Here is a 22,833-nt window from a genome sequence, read left to right on the forward strand (position 1 = left end):
CTTCCTATTGTTCGCTGCGCAGCACGCCGGCATCGCGCAGGCGGGCGATTTCGTCGTCGCTGTAGCCGAGGCCGCGCATCACCCCGAGGGTGTCCTCGCCGATCCGCGCGATGGGGCGGCGTGGCCCCAGGCGTTCGCCATCGAGGGAAAACGGCAGCAGCGGCATTTCCGTATGGCTGCCGTCCTCGAGTTCCAGCCGGGCCAGGCCGCCGCTGTGGATCAGGTGCTCGTCGTCGAACAGCTCTTCCGGGCGCCGAATGGGCGCGAAGGGAATGCCGTTGGCTTCCAGTTGCGCTGCCAGTTGCCGGGCATCCAGGGTGGCGAAGATTTCCGCGAGATGGGCCAGCAGGCGCGGGCGTTGCAGGACCCGGTCGTTGTTGCTCGCCAGGGTTGGGTCGTTCATCAGGTCGTGCTGGCCGAGCAGGGTGCACAGGGTGCGCCACTGGCCGTCGCCGGTGGCGGCGACGAACATCTGCTCGCCGCCGGCAAAGCCGAACACGTCGTAGATGGCCCAGGCGCTGATGCGATTGGGCATCGGCGCCGCCGCTTCGCCGGTGACCACGTATTGCTGCATGTGCTGGGCGGCCAGCAGCACGCAGTTCTCGTACAGTGCGCTCTGCACTTCGCGGCCCTGGCCGCTGCGCTGGCGCTCGAACAGCGCGGCGAGCACGGCGATGGCGCCGAACATGCCGCCCATGATGTCGTTGACCGAACTGCCGGCGCGCAGCGGTCGTCCCACCGGCCCGGTCATGTAGGCCAGGCCGGCCATCATCTGCACCACCTCGTCGAGGGCCAGGCGCTTGTCGTAGGGGCCGGCCAGGAAACCCTTGTGGGTAGCATAGATCAGCCGCGGATTGCGCTGTTTCAGCGCCGCGTAGCCAAAGCCGAGGGCGTCCATGCGCCCGGGCTTGAAGTTCTCGATGAACACATCGGCGCTGTCCAGCAGCTTGAGCACGGCGTCGCGGCCTTCGGGCGTCTCGACATCCACCGCCAGGCTCTGCTTGTTGCGGTTGAAGGTACGGAAGAAGCCGGCGCCGGCGCCGAGCAGTCGGCGGGTGCCGTCGCCCTTGAGCGGCTCGACCTTGATCACTTCGGCGCCGAGATCGGCGAGGATCATCCCGCAGGTGGGGCCCATGACCATATGGGACATTTCCACGACGCGAACGCCGTCGAGTGGCAACTGTTGCATGGGTTTTTCCTCAGGCAGCGGGGGCGACGAAGTGCTTCGGCAGGCCGGCGCGGGCGATGTAGCCGTACAGCGGCTCGCCGGGCAGGGCGCGGGCCAGCAGCTCGCGGCTGGCAATCAGGCCCTGCAGGTCGATGCCGGTGGCATGGCCCATGCTCTGCAGCATGAACACCAGGTCTTCGGTCACCGTATTGCCCGAGGCACCCGGGGCGAACGGGCAGCCGCCGAGGCCGGCGAGCGAGGCATCCAGCTCGGTGATGCCGTGCTGCACCGCCACCAGGCTGTTGGCCAGGGCCAGGCCGCGGGTGTCGTGGAAGTGTGCCGCTTGCAGTTTCGAACCGGCGACCTCGCGCACCGCATCGATGGTCTCGCCGACCTGGCCCGGGGTGGCGTAGCCGGTGGTGTCGCCGAGGGAAATCTGCTCGCAACCGGTTTCCAGCACGCGGCGCACCAGGGCGCACAGGTCGGCCAACGGCACTTCGCCCTGGCGGGTGCAGCCGAAGGCGGTGGACATCCCGGCGACCATGATCACGTCGTGGCGACCGCTGCTGCTGCGCAGGTCGCACATGCGTGCGAATTCCTCGACCATTTCTTCCGGCGAGCGGCGCACATTGGCCTGGCTATGGGCGGCGCTGACCGAGATCGGCGCGACGATACGGTGGGCGCCCGAGGCCAGGGCGTTCTCCGCACCGCGCAGGTTCGGCGCGAGTACGGTGACAGTCAGTCCGGGACAGGTCAGGGCATGGGCCACCACCTCGGCGGCGTCGGCCATCTGCGGCAACAGGCGGGCGGGAACGAAGGAGGCGACCTCCATATGCCGCACGCCGGCGGCGTAGGCCTGGTCGATCCAGCGTTTCTTGGCGTCGGTGGGCATGATGCTCTGCAGGCTTTGCAGACCATCGCGCAGGCCGACTTCGTTGATGATTATTCTTGTCATGGCGTCTCTCGCGGGGTGATCTGCTGCCTAAGGTAGGCAGGGGGCAGGCGAGGGAAAAGACGTCTTTGGCGGGGGTATCCATCGTGGATGGCGATGGATGCCATTTCAGATCGGAAACGTCCATTGCTCAAACCGGCCTCATCGCCGGCAACGCCGGCTCCCACAGGGTTCGGCGGTATATGCGGTCGTTGTGGGAGCCGGCGTTGCCGGCGATGAGGCCATCAGCCGCACCGCTTTAAGCCGGTATCTCCGCCAGCAGATGATTCAACAACCGCCGTGCCGAAGGCGACAGCGCTTCCTGGTCGCGCACGCAGATCACGAATTCTCCCTTGGCCCAGGCATCGGTCAGCGGAATCACCTTCAGGCCGAACATCTCCGCGTACCGGGTCACCGCTTCCCGGGGCAGGATGGTCTGCGCCAGGCCGGACTGGACCAGCCGGTAAGCCGCATCGAACGACGACACATGGGCGCGGATGCGCAATTCCCGCCCCAGTTCCTGGGCGGTGTTCTGCATGAAGCTGTTGAGGGTGGCGAACGCCGAATGGCCGATATGCTCGTAGTCCAGGGTCTCGCCGAGGGTGATGCTGCTGCGCCCGGCCAGCGGGTGCCGCTCGTTGACCACCAGTGCCAGGTGATCGCGCCGATAGGGAATGAATTCCAGCTCGCTGGTGGACACGGTCTTGCGACAGATCCCCAGGTCGGCCTGGCCCTCCAGCACGCCGCGGACCACATCGAAGCTGAAGCGCTCTTCCACGTCCACGCGGATGTTTTCGTTGGCCATCATGAACGATGACAGCGACTCGGGGAGGAACTCCATGATCGACGAAATGTTCGCCAGTACCTTCACATGCCCGCGGGCGCCCTCTGCGAATTCGCTGATTTCCCCTTGCAGCCGTTCCATGCTCAGCATCAGTTGCCGCGCATGGCGCAACAGCGCCTGGCCTGCGGGTGTCGGCGTGACGCCGCGCTTGCTGCGGTGCAGCATCGGCACGCCGAGGTCGGCCTCGATATCGGCGATGCGCTTGCTCACCGCCGAGGGCGCGATGAACTCGCGCTCGGCGGCGCGGGCGATGGTGCCTTCCTCGCAGACCGCGATGAACAGGCGCAGGGAAATCGGGTCGATGTGCCACATGAGGGGGAGGCCTTGTGCGTGGGTAGGCCGGGGCAGGATACGCAGGCCGCCAAGATCAGGGCAACCAGAACGGCAGGAGCGCTGCGGCCCCTGTGGGAGCGGGTTTACCCGCGATTGCTGCAGTGAAGTCACTATAGCAATCGCGGGTAAACCCGCTCCCACAGGGGCATGCGTCGCGGTTGCGATCGTTACATCCGATCCGCATCCACGATCGCCTGGGCAAACGCCCGTGGCGCTTCCTGCGGCAGGTTGTGCCCCACGCCGCCCTCGATCAGCCGGTACTCGTACTTCCCGGTGTAGCGCTTGGCATACGCCTCGGCCGGTGGATGCGGTGCACCGTTGGCGTCACCTTCCAGGGCAATGCTCGGCACCGTGATCGCGGGGAAGCCGGCAAGTTTCTTCTCGATCGCGTCATAGCGTGCCTCGCCCTTTTCCAGGCCCAGCCGCCAGCGGTAGTTGTACACCGACACCGCGACATGGTCCGGGTTGGCCAGGGCCGCTGCACTGCGGTCGTAGGTGGCATCGTCGAACTGCCATTGCGGCGATGCGGTCTTCCAGATCAGTTTGGCGAAGTCATGGGTGTTTTGCGCATAGCCTTCGCGACCGCGCTCGGTGGCGAAGTAGAACTGGTACCACCACTGCAGCTCGGCGGCCGGAGGCAGCGGTTTCCTGCCGACCTCCTGGCTGCCGATCAGGTAGCCGCTGACCGCGACCAATGCCTTGACTCGCTCCGGCCACAGGGCCGCGACGATATCCGCCGTCCGTGCGCCCCAGTCATAGCCGCCAAGTACAGCGCTCTTCACCTGCAGCGCATCCATGAAGGCGATCAGGTCCTCGGCCAGTGCCGCCGGCTGGCCGTTGCGCAGGGTTTTCGGCGAGAGGAAGCGGGTCTCGCCATAGCCCCGGGCGTAAGGGATCAGCACCCGGTAGCCCTGTTCGGCGAGGGCCGGGGCGACATCGACGTAGCTGTGGATGTCGTAGGGCCAGCCGTGCAGGAGGATCACCACCGGGCCGTCGGCAGGACCGACCTCGGCATAGGCGACGTCCAGCAGGCCGGCCTTGATGTGCTTGAGCGGGCCGAGGGACACATGGCTGCCGACGCTGATCGGGGCAATCTGCGGCGCAATCTGCGGTGCATTGCCCGGGGCGGCGTGCGTGGCCCCCAGCAGACCCAGTTGCAGTGCGGTGGCGGCGAAGAACGAGGTGAGGGTGTTCATGGTCATGCTCCTTCAGTGGGTGGCCTTGGCTTCGGCCAGCAGTTTTTCAATGACGTGTTCCTGGGTGGCATAGGCGCCTTCGCCGAAGTGGGTGTAGCGCACCTGGCCCGTGGCATCGATCAGGTAGTGGGCGGGCCAGTACTGGTTGGCGAACTGGCGCCAGATCGCGTAGTCGTTGTCGATCGCCACCGGGTAGGTGATGCCGAGTTTGCGTACCTGCTTGCGCACATTGGCCGGCACGCGCTCGAAGGGGTATTCCGGGGTATGCACGCCGATCACCACCAGGCCGTCCTTGCCGTAGCGGTCGGCCCACTGCTTGACGTAGGGCAGGGTGTGCTGGCAGTTGATGCAGTCGAAGGTCCAGAAATCCACCAGCACCACCTTGCCGCGCAGGGCTTCGGCGCTGAGTTCGGGGGAGTTGAGCCATTCCACGGCGCCGCCCAGCGAGGGCATCGGCCCCTTGGGCGAAAGGTCCGGCTCGGTGGCGGCCCGGGCTTTGCTTATCAGGTGGTCGAGGGCGCCTGAAACCGACTTCAGCACCTGCTGTTCGACCCGGTTGGACAGTTTCGACGAGGTGTCCGCCAGCAGGCTGCGAGTGCCGCCGCTGGCGATCCCGACTGCCGCCAGCAGCACCACCACGCCGGTACCGCGGCGCAGCCATTCGAGGCTTGGCAGGGACAGGCGCAAACGCCGGGCCAGGCCCTTGCCGGCGAAGATCAGTACGCCAAGGGAGACCGCGCTGCCCAGGCCATAGGCGAGCAGCAGCAGGCTGGTCCGGGCATTCGGCCCGGCGAGCATGGCGCCGCTCAGGATCAGGCCGAGGATCGGCCCGGCGCAAGGGGCCCAGAGCAGGCCGGTGGCGACACCGATCAGCAACGAGGCCAGCGGGCCCGAGGCCGAGGTCCTTGGCGCCAGGCGGTTGCCCAGGGCCACGAAAGGCCGGGCCAGCCAGTTGCCGAGGCGCGGTGCCAGCAGCGACACGGCGAACAGCATCAACACCGCCAGTGCCAGATAGCGCCCGGCGCTATTGGCCTTGGCCACCCAGGCGCTGCCGACCACCGCCAGGCTCGACACCGCAGCGAAGGTCAGCACCAGGCCGCCGAGGGTCAGCAGGATCGAGGCGCGGTGTTGTCCGCTACGGGCGAAGACGAAGGGCACGATGGGCAGGATGCAGGGACTGAGGACGGTCAGCAGGCCGCCCAGGAAGGCGATGATCAACATGGCGTTCTCCGGTTGCGAGGGGGAGGGCGCTGCTCCGCGGATCAGCGCTTGCCAGGCATTTCACGCCGCGCAGGTATCCGGGATGTGTCGATCCGGAGCCTTTGTTGTCGCTTTTGGTATCTGCGTACCGCTCTGATACAAAACCCTACAAAGCCTGCTGCCAGCCAGGGGACGCCTCGCTAGACTCAGCGCACCACCCGCTGAGCAAGGTCACCGCAATGGATTCCAACGCTGATCACGTGCTGATCGTCGACGACGACCGCGAAATCCGCGAACTGGTGGGCAACTACCTGAAGAAGAACGGCCTGCGTGTCACCCTGGCCGCCGATGGTCGGCAGATGCGCAGTTACCTCGAAGCCGGCCAGGTCGACCTGATCATTCTCGACATCATGCTCCCCGGCGACGACGGCCTGGTGCTCTGCCGCGAACTGCGCGCCGGCAAGCACCGCGCCACGCCGGTGCTGATGCTGACCGCACGGGACGATGAGACCGACCGCATCATCGGCCTGGAAATGGGCGCCGACGACTATCTGGTCAAACCCTTCTCGGCCCGCGAGCTGCTGGCGCGGATCAACGCCGTGCTGCGGCGCACACGGATGCTGCCGCCGAACCTGCAGGTCAGCGAGCCGGTGCGGGTGCTCGAATTCGGCACCTGGCGCCTGGACACCACGGCGCGCCATCTGCTCGACGAGCAGAACACGGTGGTCGCCCTCAGTGGTGCCGAATACCGCCTGTTGCGGGTGTTTCTCGACCATCCGCAGCGAGTGCTCAGCCGCGACCAGTTGCTCAACCTGACCCAGGGCCGCGGCGCCGACCTGTTCGACCGCTCCATCGACCTGATGGTCAGCCGCCTGCGCCAACGCCTGCTGGATGATGCGCGCCAGCCGGCCTATATCAAGACGGTGCGCAGCGAAGGCTACGTGTTCAGCTTCCCGGTGCGCCTGGTCGGGGGCGGCTCATGAAACCCTGGCCACGCAGCCTGGCCTCGCGCCTGTCGCTGATCTTCCTTGCCAGCCTGGTCCTCGCCCACGGCCTGTCCTTCGGCCTGCAGACCTTCGAGCGCTATAGCAGCGCCCGGACCCTGATGCTGAGCAATTTCGAGCAGGACATCGACACCTCGGTGGCGATTCTCGAACGCCTGCCTGCGGCGGAGCGTCCGGCCTGGCTCCAGCGTTTGCAGCGGCCTAACTACAGCTACCGGCTGGACCAGGGCGAAGCGGGCGAGGAGATGACCGATGCGCCGGCGTCGGTGCAATCGATCAAGGCTACCCTGGGCCCGCACTACACCTTGAGCTTTCGTGATATCCCCGATGTCCGCCCGCATTACCAGGCGCACCTGCGCCTGGCCGACGGGCAGCCGCTGACCATCGATGTGCGCCCGTCGATCATGCCGCTTTCGCCATGGCTGCCGGCGCTGTTGCTCGGGCAACTGGCGCTGTTGCTGATCTGCACCTGGCTGGCGGTGCGAACCGCCGTGCGTCCGCTCACGCAACTGGCCAGCGCCGTCGACAGTCTCGACCTCAACCGCCAGAACCCGCGTCTTGCGGAGCAGGGGCCGAGTGAGGTGGTACAGGCGGCAGTGGCTTTCAACGCCATGCAGGAGCGCATCGCTGCCTATGTGAAGGAGCGCGTGCAACTGCTCGCCGCCATTTCCCATGACCTGCAGACCCCGATCACGCGAATGAAGCTGCGGGTCGAGTTCATGGACGACTCGACGGACAAGGACAAGCTCAACAGCGACCTCGAGGAGATGCGGCACCTGGTCAAGGAGGGCGTGGCCTACGCCCGCAGCAGCGAGCCTTGCACCGAGGTGGCGAGCCGGATCCGGCTCAGGGCGTTCCTTGAAAGCCTGGTGTTCGATTACCGCGATACCGGGCGGCCGGTGGAGCTGCTGGAGATGGCGGATCTGCTGGTGGTCAGCCGGCCGCAGGCATTGCGTCGGCTGCTTGCCAACCTGCTCGACAATGCCCTGAAGTTCGCTGGCGAGGCGCGGGTAAGGGTGCTTGAGGACACAGGTGCCGGCCTGTCGATCCAGGTGCTCGATAGCGGGCCGGGGATCCCCGATGCCCTGCTTGGAGAGGTGACCAAGCCGTTCTATCGCCTGGAAAGCTCGCGCAGCCGGGATACCGGCGGCACCGGTCTGGGCCTGGCGATCGCGGCGCAACTGGCGCAGAGCCTGGGCGGGGCGTTGCGCTTGAGCAACCGGCAGGAGGGAGGGTTGTGCGCCGAGGTCCTGTTGCCTTCGGCTAGCGAATAGCATCGTTCTTTCCGGCTTGACGGTGGCAGGGCGCGGACTAGCTATCGGCCAGGAAGTTCCAGGTCCGGCCTGCATATTCTCAACTTTACGATGATCGGCGCCGCATCGATGCCATCATTCCGCCATGTTTGCCGGAACTCCCGGCTGTACGCTTGGTATGCCATACGACTAGTTGGTACAGGGCAACCGCTTGCTTCCAATCGCTATATAAACTGTATTTCACATTTCGAAAAAACCATTCGTTTGGAGCGTGTCGGTCCATCCGCTTGGGGTGGTCAGCTAGTTAAAGCGAGGCATTTGAGTGTTGCTCTGACGGAACATCACCCGATCAGAGGTGCCATCATTGAGCCATCAACTAGCGTCGCTCTTTGTTGATAGGGCCGAGTTGCGACGTATCGTATCTCCGAACCTGGCCTTGTCAGGGCATCACCCCCGGAATCGTTGGTCCTGACCGACCAGGCAAAAAAATATGTGATGAAGTTCGCATTTCCTTCGGCGCGGCAATCGGGTGTGAGTAGGCATATCCGACTGCAGTTTCTGGGTGTCTTCCTGGTAGTCATGAAGAGAACCTGAGGCCTCTGTTTATTTGTGCAATCAGGGGCGAGGCAAAGTTGGTTATTGTCTGATTGCGCGTTTTTTAAGTTGCCTGGATTACTTAATAGTCCAGGTCGTCCCCGCTAACATGTGCTCTATGACTTTTGCGCAGCGCTACGTATTTAGAAGTGCGCCTTTGTAGAGGGCGTCGGTGATGCGGTTTGCTGTTTAAGTCGTTATTAATGAGCTGTTGTTTTTATGCTTGGGTACGGATTGGGTAGTTCTGAGTTATTGGCTGTAACTTAACTAGTCCGGTTGATTGCTTAGCGCTCAAAATATTTGCGGTACTACCTGCGAGGTTGCGGCTCTAAGGCTCTGTCGCGCTGCAGGCCGCGCAGTTCAAGGCCTGCGCGTGCCTGGTTGTGTCTGTTTCGTTCCCTCTCGGCCACCCGTTCCGATTATTTTGCGCACTTATGAAAGTTGCACGTCGTCGCGTCAATTCGGCGGCGTCAGAAAATATCAGCAACTTGCCGTTGACCGTTATTGCTAACAGCGCTATTAATGCGCCCACTCTACCCAGACCATGCTATTGGTCGTGACTGCGATGGACTTGCGGGGGGAGTGGCAAACAACTTTGCGTGCAAGCTTCCTCGAAGCCGCTTATGTGTGCCCGACAAAAAAGATGATTGGCTGACTGTTTTTCGGCCAGGGGCACCTGTGTGCCCGAGTTATGCCAACCGGTGTTACCAAGGACTGTTCGATGCCCTGTTTCGGGGCATTGTGCTCGATTGTGCTTCAACGTTAGAGAAACAACAAAGATGCCGGATGTATCACGACGATTGAACCGCCCGTCCCGCACAACCTCCTCGCCAATAACTGACAGCAAGGTTCCCATGCTCAATTCCTCCGTACCGGCGAAGGCGCTGCTGTGCGCCCTCGGTTTTGCCGTGATGACAGCCAATGCCGCGATGGCCAGCGAAAGCGCGGCTCCGGCCGCCCAGCCCCAGGCTTCCCAGAGCCGGGTGATGGTCAAGGCCGTCGAGTTCAGTGGTAACCGCACCTTCACCAGCGAGCAGCTCAGCGCGCAGATCGCCGCCGACATCGGTCGGCCGATGAGCCTGGTCGAGATGAAGGCCCTGGCCGCCAAGATCGAGGCCTTCTACCAGGCCGCCAACTACCGCCTGGTCAAGGTGGTGGTGCCGGCCCAGGACTTTGCCAACGAGCCGGCCCTCAAGCTGGTGGTGCTGGAAGGCTGGCTGGGCAATGTCCAGGTCACCGGCGCCAAGCGCTTCACCCCGGAACAGGTGCACGACGCCCTCACCGCCGGTGGCGTGGTCGAAGGCAAGCCGTTCACCCTGGAGCAGGTCGAGCGGGCGCTGACCCACCTGAACCGCCTGTCCGGCATCGAAGTCACCTCCACCCTGCAACCGGGCGTGCAGACCGGTTCCACCGACCTGGTGGTCGATGTGAGCGAGGCGCCGCGGGTCCAGGGCGCGATGGAAATCAACAACTACGGGAGCAAGGACACCGGCGAAACCCGCCTGATGCCGAGCCTGAAGTTCGCCAACCTGACCGGCCACGGTGACGAAGCCAACGTCCTGGCCCTGACCTCGGTGGGCGACGGCGACCTGTGGTACGGCTACGTCGATTACAGCCTGCCGCTCAATGCCCGGGGCACCAAGGCCCGCGCCTACTTCTCGAAAGGTAACGTCGACGTCGGCAACACCTACCGCGTGCTGGAAATCGAGGGTGACAACCAGAGCTGGGGCCTGGGCCTGTCCCAGGACTTCGTGCGTTCCGCGCGCAGCATCGTCACCGCCGAGGCCTGGCTCGAATCCCAGGACCTGGAGCAGAGCATCCTCGGCGTGCGTACCGCCGAAGACAAGATCCGCAAACTGCGTTTCAGCCTGAACCTGGACAACTCCGACCTGTACGGCCGCACCCTGGCCACCGCCGGCCTGCACTACGGCCTTGGCGAAGCCCTCGGCGGCATGGACGACGACTCGCTGATGTCCAGCCGCGCCGCGGCCAAGGCGGACAACCGGTTCACCAAGTTCACCTTCGATATCGCCCGTCTGCAGCAGATCACCCCGCGCTTCCTGGTGATTCCGCGCATCGCCGGCCAGTACTCGCTGGATTCGCTGGTGTCGAGCGAGCAGTGGGGCATCGGTGGTTTCAACTCCGTGGTCGGGCATGCGCCCTCCACCTGGTCGGGCGACCACGGTTTCACCGCCAGCCTCGAAGGTCGCTACTCGCTGTTCAAGGACAACGACCGCTACCAGGCCACCGCGCGCCTGGACCACGGTCAGGTCTGGTTGAAGGACCCGCTGGTCGGCCAGGACGACCACCAGGACCTGACCGGTGCCGCCATCGGCCTGCTCGCGCGGCCGCTGGACAGCGTCGACCTGCGCGTCGATTTCGGAGTGCCTATCGGTGACAAGACCGAAGACAGCTCCTACGTCTACGCCCAGGCCCGCTACCACTTCTGAGCCTCGGAAACCACACCCCATTTGCACAGGTAAGTACTTATGTCCCGCAAGAAGAAAGGCACGCAGAGATTCATCAAGGCGGTTTCGGTTTCCGTGATCGGCGCCAGCAGCTCGGTAGCGCTGGCCGCCCCGAGCGGCGGTGTTGCGGTCCAGGGTGGCATCACCATCGGCAGCATGAACAACAACGAGCTGGTGATCACCCAGGCCCTGCAGAAGGGCATCATCAACTGGACCGACTTCAGCATCGACGCCGGCGAGCTGGTGCGCTTTGCCCAGCAGGCCGGTAACGATTCGATCACCCTGAACCGGGTGCTGGGCAGCCAGGTGTCGAACATCCAGGGCGCCCTGCAGGCCAACGGCAACATCTTCCTGATCAACCCCAACGGTATCGTCTTCGGCGCCGGTTCCCAGGTGGACGTGGCCGGCCTGCTGGCCACCACGTTCGATGTCAGCGACCAGAGTTTCATGAACGGTGGCCAGCTGAACTTCACCCAGGTCGCCGGCAAGGACCTGGGCAGCATCACCAACCAGGGGCAGATCACCGCCGATACCGGTGGCTTCGTCTACCTGGTGGCACCGAAGGTCGATAACTCCGGCTTCGTCATCGCCAACGTCGGCCGGGTGACCATGGCCGCAGGCGACCGCTTCACGGTCAACCTGCAAGGCAGCAACCTGATCAACTTCAGCGTCAGCGCCGATACCCTGGCCGCTGCAACCGGCAGCGACGCCACCGGCGTCAGCAACAGCGGCACCGTGTCGGCCCAGACCGTCCTGCTGCAAGGCAACTCGGCCAGCGGCCTGATGAGCTCGGTGGTCAACAACAGCGGTATCGTCGAGGCGACCGACCTGAGCATCGACGCCGGTGATATCGTCCAGGCCGGCGTGATCAAGGGCGTTGGCACGGCCGCCGCCACCACCGCCAGCCTGACCGCCGGCAAGACCATCAGCACCAGCGGCAACAGCTCGACCCGCGCCAGCACCCTGAACCTGACCGTGAAGGACGAAGGCGCATCGATCGGCTCCGAGCAAGGCGCGCTGCTGGTCGATGCCGACGTGCTCAATGCCACCTCGCAAAGCGGCAACGTGCTGGTCACCGACGTCAGTGGCGGCGTCGCCCTGGGCGAAGTCAAGGCCGGTACCCCGGCTGCCGGCGGCAGCGTGGTGATCACCGCGCAGAACGGCTCCATCACCTCGGCCGATACCAGCAAAACCAACGTCAGCGGCTACTCGGCCAAGCTGGTCGCCGACGGCGCGGTCGGCAGCGACAGCACCGCGGTCAACACCCAGGTCGGCGTACTCTCGGCCTCCACCCAGAACGGCGGCATCAACGTCAAGAACGACGGTGCGCTGATCCTCGGCGACGTGGTCGCCCGAGAGCAGATCAGCATCAACGGCCAGTCCTCGGTGTCCGGCGCGGTGGACAACAGCGGCTCGATTACCTTGAGCAACGGCAGCACCGGCACCAGGAACGTCAAGGTCCAGGCCAGCGAAGGGGTGATCCTCACCGGTACCGTCTCGGCCACCAATGGCCTGAGCGTCACGTCCGACACCGGCAGCATCCTCGCCGCGCAGGCCGGCACCTCGCTGGTTGGCCGCACCATCGACCTGTCCGCCGGTGGCGAGATCGGTGACGCCGCGCAGGCCCTGAGCACCCAAAGCAACACGCTCAACGCAGCGGCCGGCAACGGTGGCGTGTACCTGAGCGAAAGCAACGGCCTGAGCGTCGGCACCATCACCGCCGCAGGCACCGGCAACAACGTCGTGCTCAATTCCACCCAGGGCAACCTGACCGTAGGCAGCATCAGCGCTGCCGGTGCCTCGGTAACCCTGAACGCCGGCAACGGCAGCATCGTCTCCGCCAGCGGCTCGACCACCAACGTCAGCGCCAAGGACCTCACCGCATCGAGCAAATCCGGCATCGGCACCTCGGCCAAGAAGCTGGGCACCAGCGTCGATACCCTGACCGCCACCACCACGGCGGCCCAGGCCGGCGTCTACGCCAACAACGACAAGGCCCTGAGCGCGCTGTCGGTGACCACTCCGAACGGCGATACCAACGTGGCCTTCACCGGCGGTTCGCTGGTGTACAGCCGCACCCTCGGTACCCTGACCCTGAACCGTACCCAGGCGCTGGACCTCTCCTTCGCCAACACCGCCGCCGGCCTCAAGCTCAACGGCATCGATGCCGGTACCGACAGCAAGGTGTCCCTGACCGCCGCCGGTGATATCACCCAGGGCAGCGGCAGCCTGGTCGGCAAGGACGTGGTCATCGACGCTTCCGGCAGTGTCGGTGCCGATGGTTCCGCCCTGGCCACCCAGGCCAGCAGCCTGAACCTGACCAGCCGCAACGGCACCGTCAACGTCGCCAACAGCTCCAGCGACCTGACCCTGACCGCCAAGGCCAACGCCACCAACGGCGCGATCACCGCGACCCAGACCGGCAACCTCGCGGTCAACTCGGTCATTGCCAAGAAAGCCGTGCAACTCAGCGCTGGCGGCGCCGTGACCACTGCGGCCGACGCCGTGGGCACGCCGATCTCGGCGGGTTCGCTGACGGTCACCGGCGCCTCCATCGGCACCGGCAGCAAGGCCCTGTCCAGCCAGGTGGCTGGCGGCGCCGTGAACCTGACCGCCACCGGCGGCGACGTTAACTTCGCCAACAGCGGCGCCATCAGCCTGCTGGACGTGCTCGCCAGCAATGGCAAGATCGCCTTCCAGAACGCCGGCGACACCGTGGTCGGCCAACTGCAGGCCAGCGGCACCATCGACTTCAAGGTCACCGGCAACGTCACCGACGGCAACGGCAGTGCCGCCAACTTCATCACCAGCGGCCTGACCGCGGCGGTGAAATCCTTCGGTACCAGCGGCGACGCCCTGGAAATCCAGGTCGATAACCTGGTGATCGACGCCGCCAACGGCGGTATCTATGCACGCCAGAGCAACGGCAACCTGCTGTCCCTGGTCCAGGTCACCAGCGGCGGCACCGGCAGCAACATCCAGATCGACGCCGACGGCAGCATCAAGCTGGGCAACGTCGATGCTGGCGGCAACAACGTCAAGATCGCTGCCGGTGGCAGCATCGAGGACGGTCGCACCGACCGCAGCAAGGCCAACGTGGTCGCCCGCTCGCTGGATATCAGCGCGCCGAACGGCATCGGCCAGCAGGGCGACCTCGCCCTGGATGTCAGCTTCCTGTCTGCCGCCGGCGGCAACGCGGGTGTCACCGCGACCAACGCCGGCGCCGTGGCCGTGGATGCCTCTTCCTTGACCGGCAAGGGCGCCAGCGCGATCAACATCGTCGCCACCGCCATCACCATCCTCGACAACAACGGTGGCACCATCACCATGGATGGCGGCTCGCTGGTACTGAAGGCGACCTCGGGCAACATCGTCTTCCTCAACCAGAACGACACCATCTACCTGCCGGGTGGCGGCAGCATCAGCCTGATCGCCACTTCCAAGGCCAGCTCCCAGGTTCCGGGTTATGACGGCGTGATCATCGCCGGCAACCTGAAGACCGATGGCGGCAACATCACCCTGCAGGCGCAGTCGAACATCACCATCGGCATGCTCGACGCCGGCAGCACCGGCAACGTTACCGTGGCCTCGGCCGGCGGCGTGATCCTCGATGGCAACGGTAGCGCGCAGAACATTCGCGGCAACCGTGTCAGCCTGACCGCCAGCACCCCGAGCGAGCACACCGCCGAGCTGACCCGCGACACCGCCATCGCCGAATACTCGGCGCGCGATGCCGAAGCCGCGGCCAAGCTGCTGCAATTGAACATCCTGATCCAGCAACTGAAGGACTACGAGGCGCTGGTCAACTCGGCGGCCCTGCAGAACAGCCTGGCCGAGCTGACCCAGCGTCTGTCCGAGATCAATGCCAACGCCCAGGCCGCCAAGGTCGACAGCATGTCGGCCACCGCCGATGCGCTGAACACCGCGTTGAACGCCGCCACCGTGGTGCGCAACGCCGCCGCGGTGATCGCCGGTGCCGCCCAGGCCATTCCGTTCTCCGGTGACGCCGGTGCCGACGCGGCCTTCGCCGTGGTCGACCTGGTGATGTCCGCCGCATCCCTGGCGCTGGACAGCTACGAGCGCTACAGCCTGGCACCGCAGCAAGACCTGCTGGTGGAGCTGAACAACACCCTGGACGTGGCCAACGCCGCGGTCTACACCGCAGCCACCAACCTGGCGACCACCACCCAGATCCGCGACACCACCGCGACCTCCAAGGCCACCGCCGACCTTGCCGTGTTCAAGGCCAACACCGCCCGCGACGCCGCCCTCCAGGTGCGCAAGCAGGCCGTGGCCGCCTATGACCTGAACCAGCAGATCGACAGCTCCGCCGAAAAGCCGCTGGGCATCACCGCCAACCGCCTGGACATCAACAACGGCGGGGTGATCGACTCCAGCCTGTACCTGAACTCCACCGGCAGCCTGGGGCTGGGTGACATCACCGTCGCCGCCGGCGAGAAGATCGTCGCCGAAGCCACCGGTAACGTCGGCGTGGTGGGCAACGTCAACAGCGACACCTCCATCAGCCTGAAAGCCGGCCAGGCCATCCTCGGCCAGGGCGGCGTGCTGGTCACTCCGGACCTGAAAATGGTCGCCGGCAACGGCATCGGTGCCCTGCAGGCGGTCAACACCCAGGTCGACCGCGTTGCAGCGGACGCCGGCAACGGCGGCGTGGCCATCGTCAACGCCAATGGCGGCGCGCTGCTGACCATCGGTACCCAGGGCGCGGTCAAGGGCATCAGCGGTGCGGGCGACATCAGCGTCAGCACCGATGGCTCGCTGAAGATCGAGCAACTGGTGAAGGACAGCACCCACACCCATACCGTGAGCCTGACCGCCACCAACGGCGCGATCGTCGATGGCAACACCGTCGAGCGCAATGTCCAGGGCGGTACCCTGGTGGCCAGGGCCGCTGGCAATATCGACCTCGACAGCGAAGTCGATACCCTCGACGTCCAGGTCACCAACGCCGGCACTATCACCCTGCGTGAAGCCAACGGCGTGACCGCGCGCAACCTGAACACCGCCGCCGGCAATATCGACCTCAAGGCCGGTGGTGCGGTAGTGGTGGGCAGCCTCGACGCCGGTGCCGGCACTGGCACCATCGACCTGCACGCCGATGGCGCGGTGTCCGATGACCAGGACAACACCACCCTGATCGTCGCCGACACCCTGAACGTCAACGCGGCAGGCAGCGTCGGTGCGGTCGGCAGTGACAGCAACCGTCACCTGGACCTCAAGGTCAATACCGTCAATGTCACCGCTAGCGGCGAGGTCAACCTGGCCGAAGTCGACGACCTGAAGATCGGCACCCTGGAAACCGAGCAGGGCAATGTCACCGTTACCACCGGTGGCGCGCTGAACGTTGGCCGTATCAGCACCGCCAGCGACACCGTGACCCTGGTTGCCGGTGACCGCATCAGCAACGCCAGCACTGGCGACGACAGCAACATCGACGCCGGCAACCTGTCCCTGTCGGCCGTCAACGGCATCGGCACCGACAAGGCCCTGAACGTCAAGGTCGACAGGCTGGTGGCGCAAACCGCCGTCGGCGGCGTCAAGGTCAAGGACCTGGACGGCGACCTGGTCATCGGCGGCGTGGTCCCGAACCTGGGCAACCCGCAGATCTTCGGGGTCAACACCAACGGTGGCGATATCGAGGTCGGCACCACCGGCAACCTCACCGTCAACGAAGGCGTGGCCAACACTGCGGCGGGCTCCCTTACGCTGGAGGCGGGCGGCGATGTCCGGCAGAACACCAGCCTGATGACCGCCAATGGCAACCTGTCGGTCACCGCCGGCGGCGACATCGAGATGCTCTCCGGCACCTCGGCCAACTCCCTGAGCAGCGGTGACATCACCTACCACGCCGGCGGCAACGCCAGCCTGGAACGCCTGACCACCGTTACCGGCAACATCGACCTGAAGGCCGGGCAGGGCAACCTGACCCAGCACAGGCTGGTACAGACCGGCGCAGGCAATATCAGCGCCCATGCCGGCGGCAACCTGGTCACCGAGCGCGAGGTGGTGGTCAATGGCACCGGCGATATCCAGCTCACTGCCCTGGGCAGCCTGACCCAGCAGGAACTGGTGCACACCATCGACGGCGACATCCGCATCGGCGCAGAAGGTGACGTCACCTCCCTGGCGAGCACCAACGTGTCCGGGACCGGCGACATCACCTTCATCAGCCACGGCAACCTCAGCCTGCAGCAGGTCGACACAGGCAGCGGCAAGATCGACCTGAGTGCAAGCGGCAACCTGCTGCAGAACGCGGCGGTCATGACCGGGCAGGGCGATATCGTCGCCAAGGCCGGTGGCAACCTGACCACCCTGGCGCCGACCGCCGTGATCGGCAATGGCGCCATCGATTACAGCGCCGGCGGCAACCTGGACCTGCAGCAAGTCAGCACATCGGCCGGCAATATCGGCCTCAAGGCCGGCGGCAACCTGACCCAGAACCAGCTCGTGCAGACCGGGGCAGGCAACATCACCGCCCAGGCGGATGGCAACCTGACCACCCTGGCCGACACCCGGGTTTCGGGTAGCGGCAACATCGACTACAGCGCCGGCGGTAACCTCGACCTGCAGCAAGTGACCAGCGGCGGCGGCAACATCGACCTGAAGGCGCTGGTCGGCAACCTGACCCAGCAAGCGCTGGTGCAGACTGCCAGCGGCCATGTCAACGCCTCGGCCGGCCGCGACCTGATCATGAACCTCGGTGCCCAGACCCTGGTCAACGGCCAGGGCGACGTGACCTACGGTGCCGGCGGCAACCTGCTGATCGACGAAATCGTCGCTGCCAATGGCAACGCGACCCTGAGCGCCGGCAGCGGTGATATCCAGGTCCAGGGCACTGCGGCACGCAACGTTACCGCCCGTCAGCTGACCGCCAATGCCGGGACCGATATCGGTAGCAACGGCGCCCTGCGTACCGAGGTCGATAGCCTGGTGGCCAAGGCCGACAATGGTTCGATCATCGTCGACGAAGCCAACGCCGTCACCCTCGACGCGGTCACTGCGGCCAATGGCCTGGTAGCGGTCAGCGCCGGTGACATCACCGTCAAGCAACTGCAGGGCGACAGCATCTCGCTGGACTCCACCGGCAAGGTGGTCACCGCCAATGGTGGCCTGGTCAAGGGCGGCAGCCTGAACGTCACGGCCGAGACCGGGGTCAACCTGCATACCGCAGTGGACAGCGCGTCGGTACGGGTCAATGGCAGCGGCGATCTGGTGCTGACCGAAGACGACGGCATCAGCCTGACCCGCCTGGGCGCGGCTGACGGCAACGTCCGGGTCAACGCCGGTGGCGACATTGCGGTGGGCACGGTCGATGCCGGTACCCACACCGTCAGCCTGAACTCCGCCAGCGGTGCCATCGTCACCCAGGCGCAGCCGAGCTTCTTCGCTCGCCTGCTGTCCCGTGTCGCCCAGGCAACCGGGATCACCGGCGAACGCATCGAGCTCAATGCCGCCAACGGCCTGGGCAACGGTTCGCAAGGCGCCCTGCAACTGCACGGCACTACCGTCGCGGCCAGCACCACCAGCGGCGACGTCAACCTGGCGCAGAGCCAGGCCGTGACCCTGGAGCAGGTTCGTACCGGCAATGGCAATGTTTCGGTCGATGTGGCCGATGGCAATGCCACCCTGGGTTCGGTAAGCGGCACGGGCTCGGTCAACCTGACCGCCGAAAATGGCGCCCTGGTCGATGACGGCAACGCCAGCACCCGCGTCCAGGGCAATGCCCTGAACCTGACGGCGGGCAACGGCATCGCCGTGCAGACCCAGGGCAACAGCGTCAATGCCCAGGTCACTGGCAATGGCAATATCGCCATCGACGAAGCCGACGGTCTGAACCGCCTGACGGTCAACAGCGCCAATGGCGACGTCTCGGTAACTAGCCGTGGCGGCAACCTCGCTGTCGATGTGGTCAATGCCAATGGCCACGCGGTCAACCTCAATGCCGCCACCGGCGCGATCCTCGATGCCAATGGCAACGCGGTGAGCAACGTCAATGCGCAAAGCGCCAACCTGGCCGCCGCCAATGGCGTCGGCCAGGCCGGCAATGCCTTCGACGTCAACGTGCAGACCCTGGCCGGCAACGGTGGCAATGGCGGTGCCAACCTGAACAGCACCTCCACCTCGGCGCTGAACCTGGCCTCGCTGTCCACTGCCCAGGGCAACATCGCCCTGGCCACTGCCGGCGACCTCAACGTCAATGGCGCGGTGCGCAACAGCGGGGCGGGCAACATCGCCCTGAGCGGTGCCAACGTCAACCAGAATGCCAATATCAGCACCAGTGGCCGGGGCAACGTCAGCGTCACCGGTTCCGGCGACGTGGTCATGGCCACCAACAGCACCACCAGCACCGATACCGGTACCGTCAGCTACCAGGGCGGCAAGACCATCAAGGTGGCGTCGATCCAGACCGCCAACAACATGGGTGGCGGCAAGGTGGTGTTCGTCGCACCGCAGGTACTCGACAACATGCCGGGCGTGGCCAACGTGCGTGCGTGGCAGGTGTCGATCACCGCGGACAACGGCAATGCCGCGCTGATCCAGGAACTGATGGGCGACGTCAACGACTCGTCGCAGGTCGACCTGGGCAGCCGCGTCATCGGTGGCAGCCTGGCCGAAAGCCGTCGCTTCATGGAAGCGCTGCTGCAGCCGGCGATCGTGCAGCAGACCGGCGCGGAGAAAATGTTCGACGCAGGCCTGCTGACCAGCCAGCAGATCGCGCCGTACAACGGCTTCGTCGAAGGCGAGGATGGGGTGATGACCTACAACAAGTAAGTCGGCGCCTGTAACGAAGAAGGCCGCCGGGGAGACCCGGCGGCCTTTTTTACTGATTCGGTATCCAGGACCCGGGCACAAAATCGTCGTTCGCATTGCTTCCTTGTAGGAAATAGGCCATTTTGTGCCCTGATCTTTCGATCAACTTTCAGCCATTGGCCATCACGAGGTCAGCCATCCGAGCCCCGCTATATGCAATCAACGTCCCGTGAGGTCGCTTCGGCGCCGGTACTGCAGGAATTGCGTACCCATACTGCTGAACTGCACATCGCACTGGAAAAACGCCTGCCTTTCTTCGCCGATTCCCTGGATTCCCACGCTTTCCTGCAGTTGATGCAGGCCTATCACGGTTTCTATGCCCCGCTGGAAGAAGCGCTGCGCACCAGCCCGTGGTTTCCCGCCGATTTCGATCTGCAACCGCGCCTGAAATCCGCCATCCTCCAGGATGATCTGCGGGCCCTGGGCCTGTCTGCCGAGGCGATCGAGGGGCTGCCGCGTTGCCAGGACCTGCCAGCCCTTGATTCCAGGGCGGCCTGCCTGGGCGTGCTCTATGTTGTGGAAGGGGCGACCCTGGGCGGCCAGGTGCTGCGCCGGCACATCCACTCGCACCTGGGCCTGGACGCCCGAAACGGTGCGGCCTTTCTCGATGTCTATGGTGAAGATACCGGCCGCCGCTGGCGCGCCTTTCTTCATTATTTGTGCTCGCAGCCGTTGAGCGGCCACGAGCGCACCGCCACGGTGCGTGCGGCGCAGGATACATTTCGCTGTTTCGAACACTGGCTGCAAGGCCGGGAGGTACTGCTATGACCCCAGAAGAACAGGATGCCTTCGAAACGCTGTTGGCCAATTGCGCCGATGAACCCATCCGTTTTCCCGGTGCCATCCAGCCCCACGGCCTGCTGCTGACCCTGAGCGAGCCGGGGCTGGAGATCCTCCAGGTCAGCGCCAACGTCGAGACCCTGCTCGGTCGTACGCCGCAGTCGCTGCTGGGCCAGCCCGTCGAAGGCCTGCTGGGCCAGGCCCAGGCCGCCGCCTTGCAGCACAGCGTGCAACAGCCGCTGCTGTCCAATGATTCGCCACTGACCGTCGCGCTCAACGGCATGACCTTCGATGGCCTGCTGCACCGTCACGACGGTGTACTGATCTTCGAACTGGAAGTGCATGCCGGGCACTACCAGCCCGGCAGCATCGCCGGCAACCTGACCAACCTGGGCCGCATGCTCCAGCGCCTGCAGGGCGCAGCCTCCCTGCAGGCGCTGTACGAGGTCAGCGTCCGCGAGATCCAGGCCCTGACCGGCTACGACCGGGTGCTGATCTACCGCTTCGAAGAGGAAGGCCATGGCCAGGTGATCGCCGAGGCCTCCGGCCCGTCCATGGAAGTCTTCAACGGCCTGTTCTTCCCCGCCTCGGACATCCCCCGGCAGGCCCGCGAGCTGTACCGCAAGAACTGGCTGCGGATCATTCCGGATGCCGGCTACCAGGCTGTCCCGCTGGTGCCGGCGCTGCGGCCCGACACCGGCGAGCCCCTGGATCTCGGCTTTGCCAACCTGCGCAGCGTGTCGCCGATCCACTGCCAGTACATGAAGAACATGGGCGTGCTCTCGTCCATGAGCATTTCCCTGCTCAAGGACGGCGAGCTGTGGGGCCTGATCAGTTGCGGCAATCGCCGGCCGCTGCACGTGCCCCATGAACTGCGCATGGCCTGCCAGGCCATCGGCCAGGTGCTGTCGCTGCAGATCAGTGCCATGGAGGCGCTGGAAGTCAGCCGCCAGCGTGAAGACAAGATCGAAGCGCTGGGCCTGCTCAACCAGGCCATGATCGACTCGCCGCAGAATGTGTTCGACGGCCTGGCCGGCCAGCCCGAGGTGCTGATGAACCTGACCGATGCCGCCGGCATCGCGATCATCGAGGACAAGCAACTGCACCGCTATGGCAATTGCCCGGAGCCCGACGAGATCCGCGCCTTGCACAAGTGGCTGCAGCAGGGCGGCCAGGCGGTTTTCGCCAGCCACAACCTGTCTGCGGTCTATCCCCCGGCCGAGGCCTACCAGCATGTCGCCAGCGGTTTACTCGCCATGAGCCTGCCCAAGCCGGTGGATAACGGCGTGCTGTGGTTCCGCCCGGAAGTGAAAGAAACCATCAACTGGAGCGGCGACCCGAAGAAGCCGCTGGACCTGGAAAATTCCGAAGCCGGCCCGCGCCTGCGCCCGCGTGCCTCGTTCGAGATCTGGAAGGTGGAAATGGCCGGGATCTCACGCAAGTGGAGCCATGGCGACCTGTACGCTGCCAACGACCTGCGCCGCTCCGCGCTGGAAAACGACCTGGCCCGCCAGGTACGCCGTGAACAGCAGGCGGTGCGCACCCGCGACGACCTGGTGGCGGTGGTTTCCCATGACCTGCGCAATCCGATGACGGTCATTTCCATGCTCTGCGGCATGATGCAAAAGAGTTTCAGCTCCGACGGCCCGCATGCCTCGCGGCGCATTGCCACGGCCATCGAGACCATGCAGCAGGCGGCCGGGCGCATGAGCACGCTGCTGGACGACCTGCTCGATACCTCGAAGATCGACGCCGGACGCTACACCATCTCGCCCAAGACCCTGGACGTCGGCCAGATCTTCGAGGAAACCCAGGCGCTGCTCATGCCGCTGGCGCTGAACAAGAACATCAGCATCGCCTTCGAAAGCGAGCCGGAACTGAAGATCCACGCCGACCCGGAGCGGTTGTTCCAGGTGCTCTCCAACCTGGTGGGCAACGCCATCAAGTTCACCCCGCGCCTGGGCACGGTGGGCGTGCATGCGGCGGCGGGCGGCAACGAGATCGTGTTTACCGTCAAGGACGACGGCGAAGGCATCCCGGCCGAACAATTGCCCCACGTGTTCGAGCGCTACTGGACGATGAAGGAAGGCAACCCCAACGGTACCGGGCTTGGGCTGTATATCACCCAGGGCATCGTCGAAGCCCATGGCGGGCGGATCGAGGCTCGCAGTGAAGTGGGCAAGGGCACCGAGTTCAGGTTCACCATGCCGATGGGGGATTGATCCTTTCA

At 65.2% G+C, this 22,833-nt stretch carries 11 protein-coding genes; 6 read left to right on the forward strand and 5 right to left on the reverse strand.

Annotated elements, in window-relative coordinates; genetic code table 11:
• Positions 1-4: 4 nt before the first annotated feature.
• From ACKLLE_RS05490 to ACKLLE_RS05510, 5 genes are all read right to left on the reverse strand, one after another.
• On the reverse strand, positions 5-1,189 hold the full coding sequence (locus ACKLLE_RS05490; protein WP_420057103.1) for a CaiB/BaiF CoA transferase family protein: 1,185 nt from the start codon (positions 1,187-1,189) through the stop codon (positions 5-7).
• Positions 1,190-1,199: 10 nt separating this feature from the next.
• Positions 1,200-2,123, reverse strand: a complete 924-nt coding sequence (locus ACKLLE_RS05495; protein ID WP_064302860.1) for a hydroxymethylglutaryl-CoA lyase — start codon at positions 2,121-2,123, stop codon at positions 1,200-1,202.
• Between the two features lie 235 nt (positions 2,124-2,358).
• Positions 2,359-3,255, reverse strand: a complete 897-nt coding sequence (locus ACKLLE_RS05500) for a LysR family transcriptional regulator (RefSeq protein WP_420057104.1) — start codon at positions 3,253-3,255, stop codon at positions 2,359-2,361.
• Between the two features lie 188 nt (positions 3,256-3,443).
• The gene (locus ACKLLE_RS05505) at positions 3,444-4,472 is read right to left on the reverse strand and encodes an alpha/beta fold hydrolase (protein WP_420057106.1); all 1,029 of its coding nucleotides are present in this window, start codon (positions 4,470-4,472) and stop codon (positions 3,444-3,446) included.
• A 12-nt stretch (positions 4,473-4,484) separates the two neighbouring features.
• Positions 4,485-5,693 carry a cytochrome c biogenesis protein DipZ gene (locus ACKLLE_RS05510; RefSeq protein WP_420057107.1) on the reverse strand — a complete coding sequence of 403 codons (1,209 nt, stop codon included), beginning with the start codon at positions 5,691-5,693 and terminating at the stop codon, positions 4,485-4,487.
• A 218-nt stretch (positions 5,694-5,911) separates the two neighbouring features.
• On the opposite strand from ACKLLE_RS05510, the gene ACKLLE_RS05515 reads away from it, so the two are divergent.
• The 6 genes from ACKLLE_RS05515 (at position 5,912) to ACKLLE_RS05540 (ending at position 22,825) form a co-directional block, all read left to right on the forward strand.
• Positions 5,912-6,655 carry a response regulator gene (locus tag ACKLLE_RS05515; RefSeq protein ID WP_064302856.1) on the forward strand — a complete coding sequence of 248 codons (744 nt, stop codon included), beginning with the start codon at positions 5,912-5,914 and terminating at the stop codon, positions 6,653-6,655.
• Positions 6,652-7,950, forward strand: a complete 1,299-nt coding sequence (locus ACKLLE_RS05520) for an ATP-binding protein (RefSeq protein ID WP_420057109.1) — start codon at positions 6,652-6,654, stop codon at positions 7,948-7,950. The genes ACKLLE_RS05515 and ACKLLE_RS05520 overlap by 4 nt, the downstream gene beginning before the upstream one ends.
• Before the next feature lie 1,427 nt (positions 7,951-9,377).
• Positions 9,378-10,973 carry a ShlB/FhaC/HecB family hemolysin secretion/activation protein gene (locus ACKLLE_RS05525; RefSeq protein ID WP_420057111.1) on the forward strand — a complete coding sequence of 532 codons (1,596 nt, stop codon included), beginning with the start codon at positions 9,378-9,380 and terminating at the stop codon, positions 10,971-10,973.
• A gap of 39 nt (positions 10,974-11,012) precedes the next feature.
• Entirely contained in the window at positions 11,013-19,784 is an 8,772-nt protein-coding gene (locus ACKLLE_RS05530; protein ID WP_420057112.1) for a beta strand repeat-containing protein, read from the forward strand.
• Between the two features lie 192 nt (positions 19,785-19,976).
• On the forward strand, positions 19,977-20,591 hold the full coding sequence (locus tag ACKLLE_RS05535) for a biliverdin-producing heme oxygenase (RefSeq protein ID WP_420057113.1): 615 nt from the start codon (positions 19,977-19,979) through the stop codon (positions 20,589-20,591).
• The gene (locus ACKLLE_RS05540) at positions 20,588-22,825 is read left to right on the forward strand and encodes an ATP-binding protein (protein ID WP_420057115.1); all 2,238 of its coding nucleotides are present in this window, start codon (positions 20,588-20,590) and stop codon (positions 22,823-22,825) included. The genes ACKLLE_RS05535 and ACKLLE_RS05540 overlap by 4 nt, the downstream gene beginning before the upstream one ends.
• The last annotated feature ends 8 nt before the right edge of the window (positions 22,826-22,833 follow it).

Origin of the sequence: Pseudomonas bharatica (assembly GCF_048586865.1) — a bacterium.
Classification (GTDB): Bacteria; Pseudomonadota; Gammaproteobacteria; order Pseudomonadales; family Pseudomonadaceae; genus Aquipseudomonas; species Aquipseudomonas bharatica.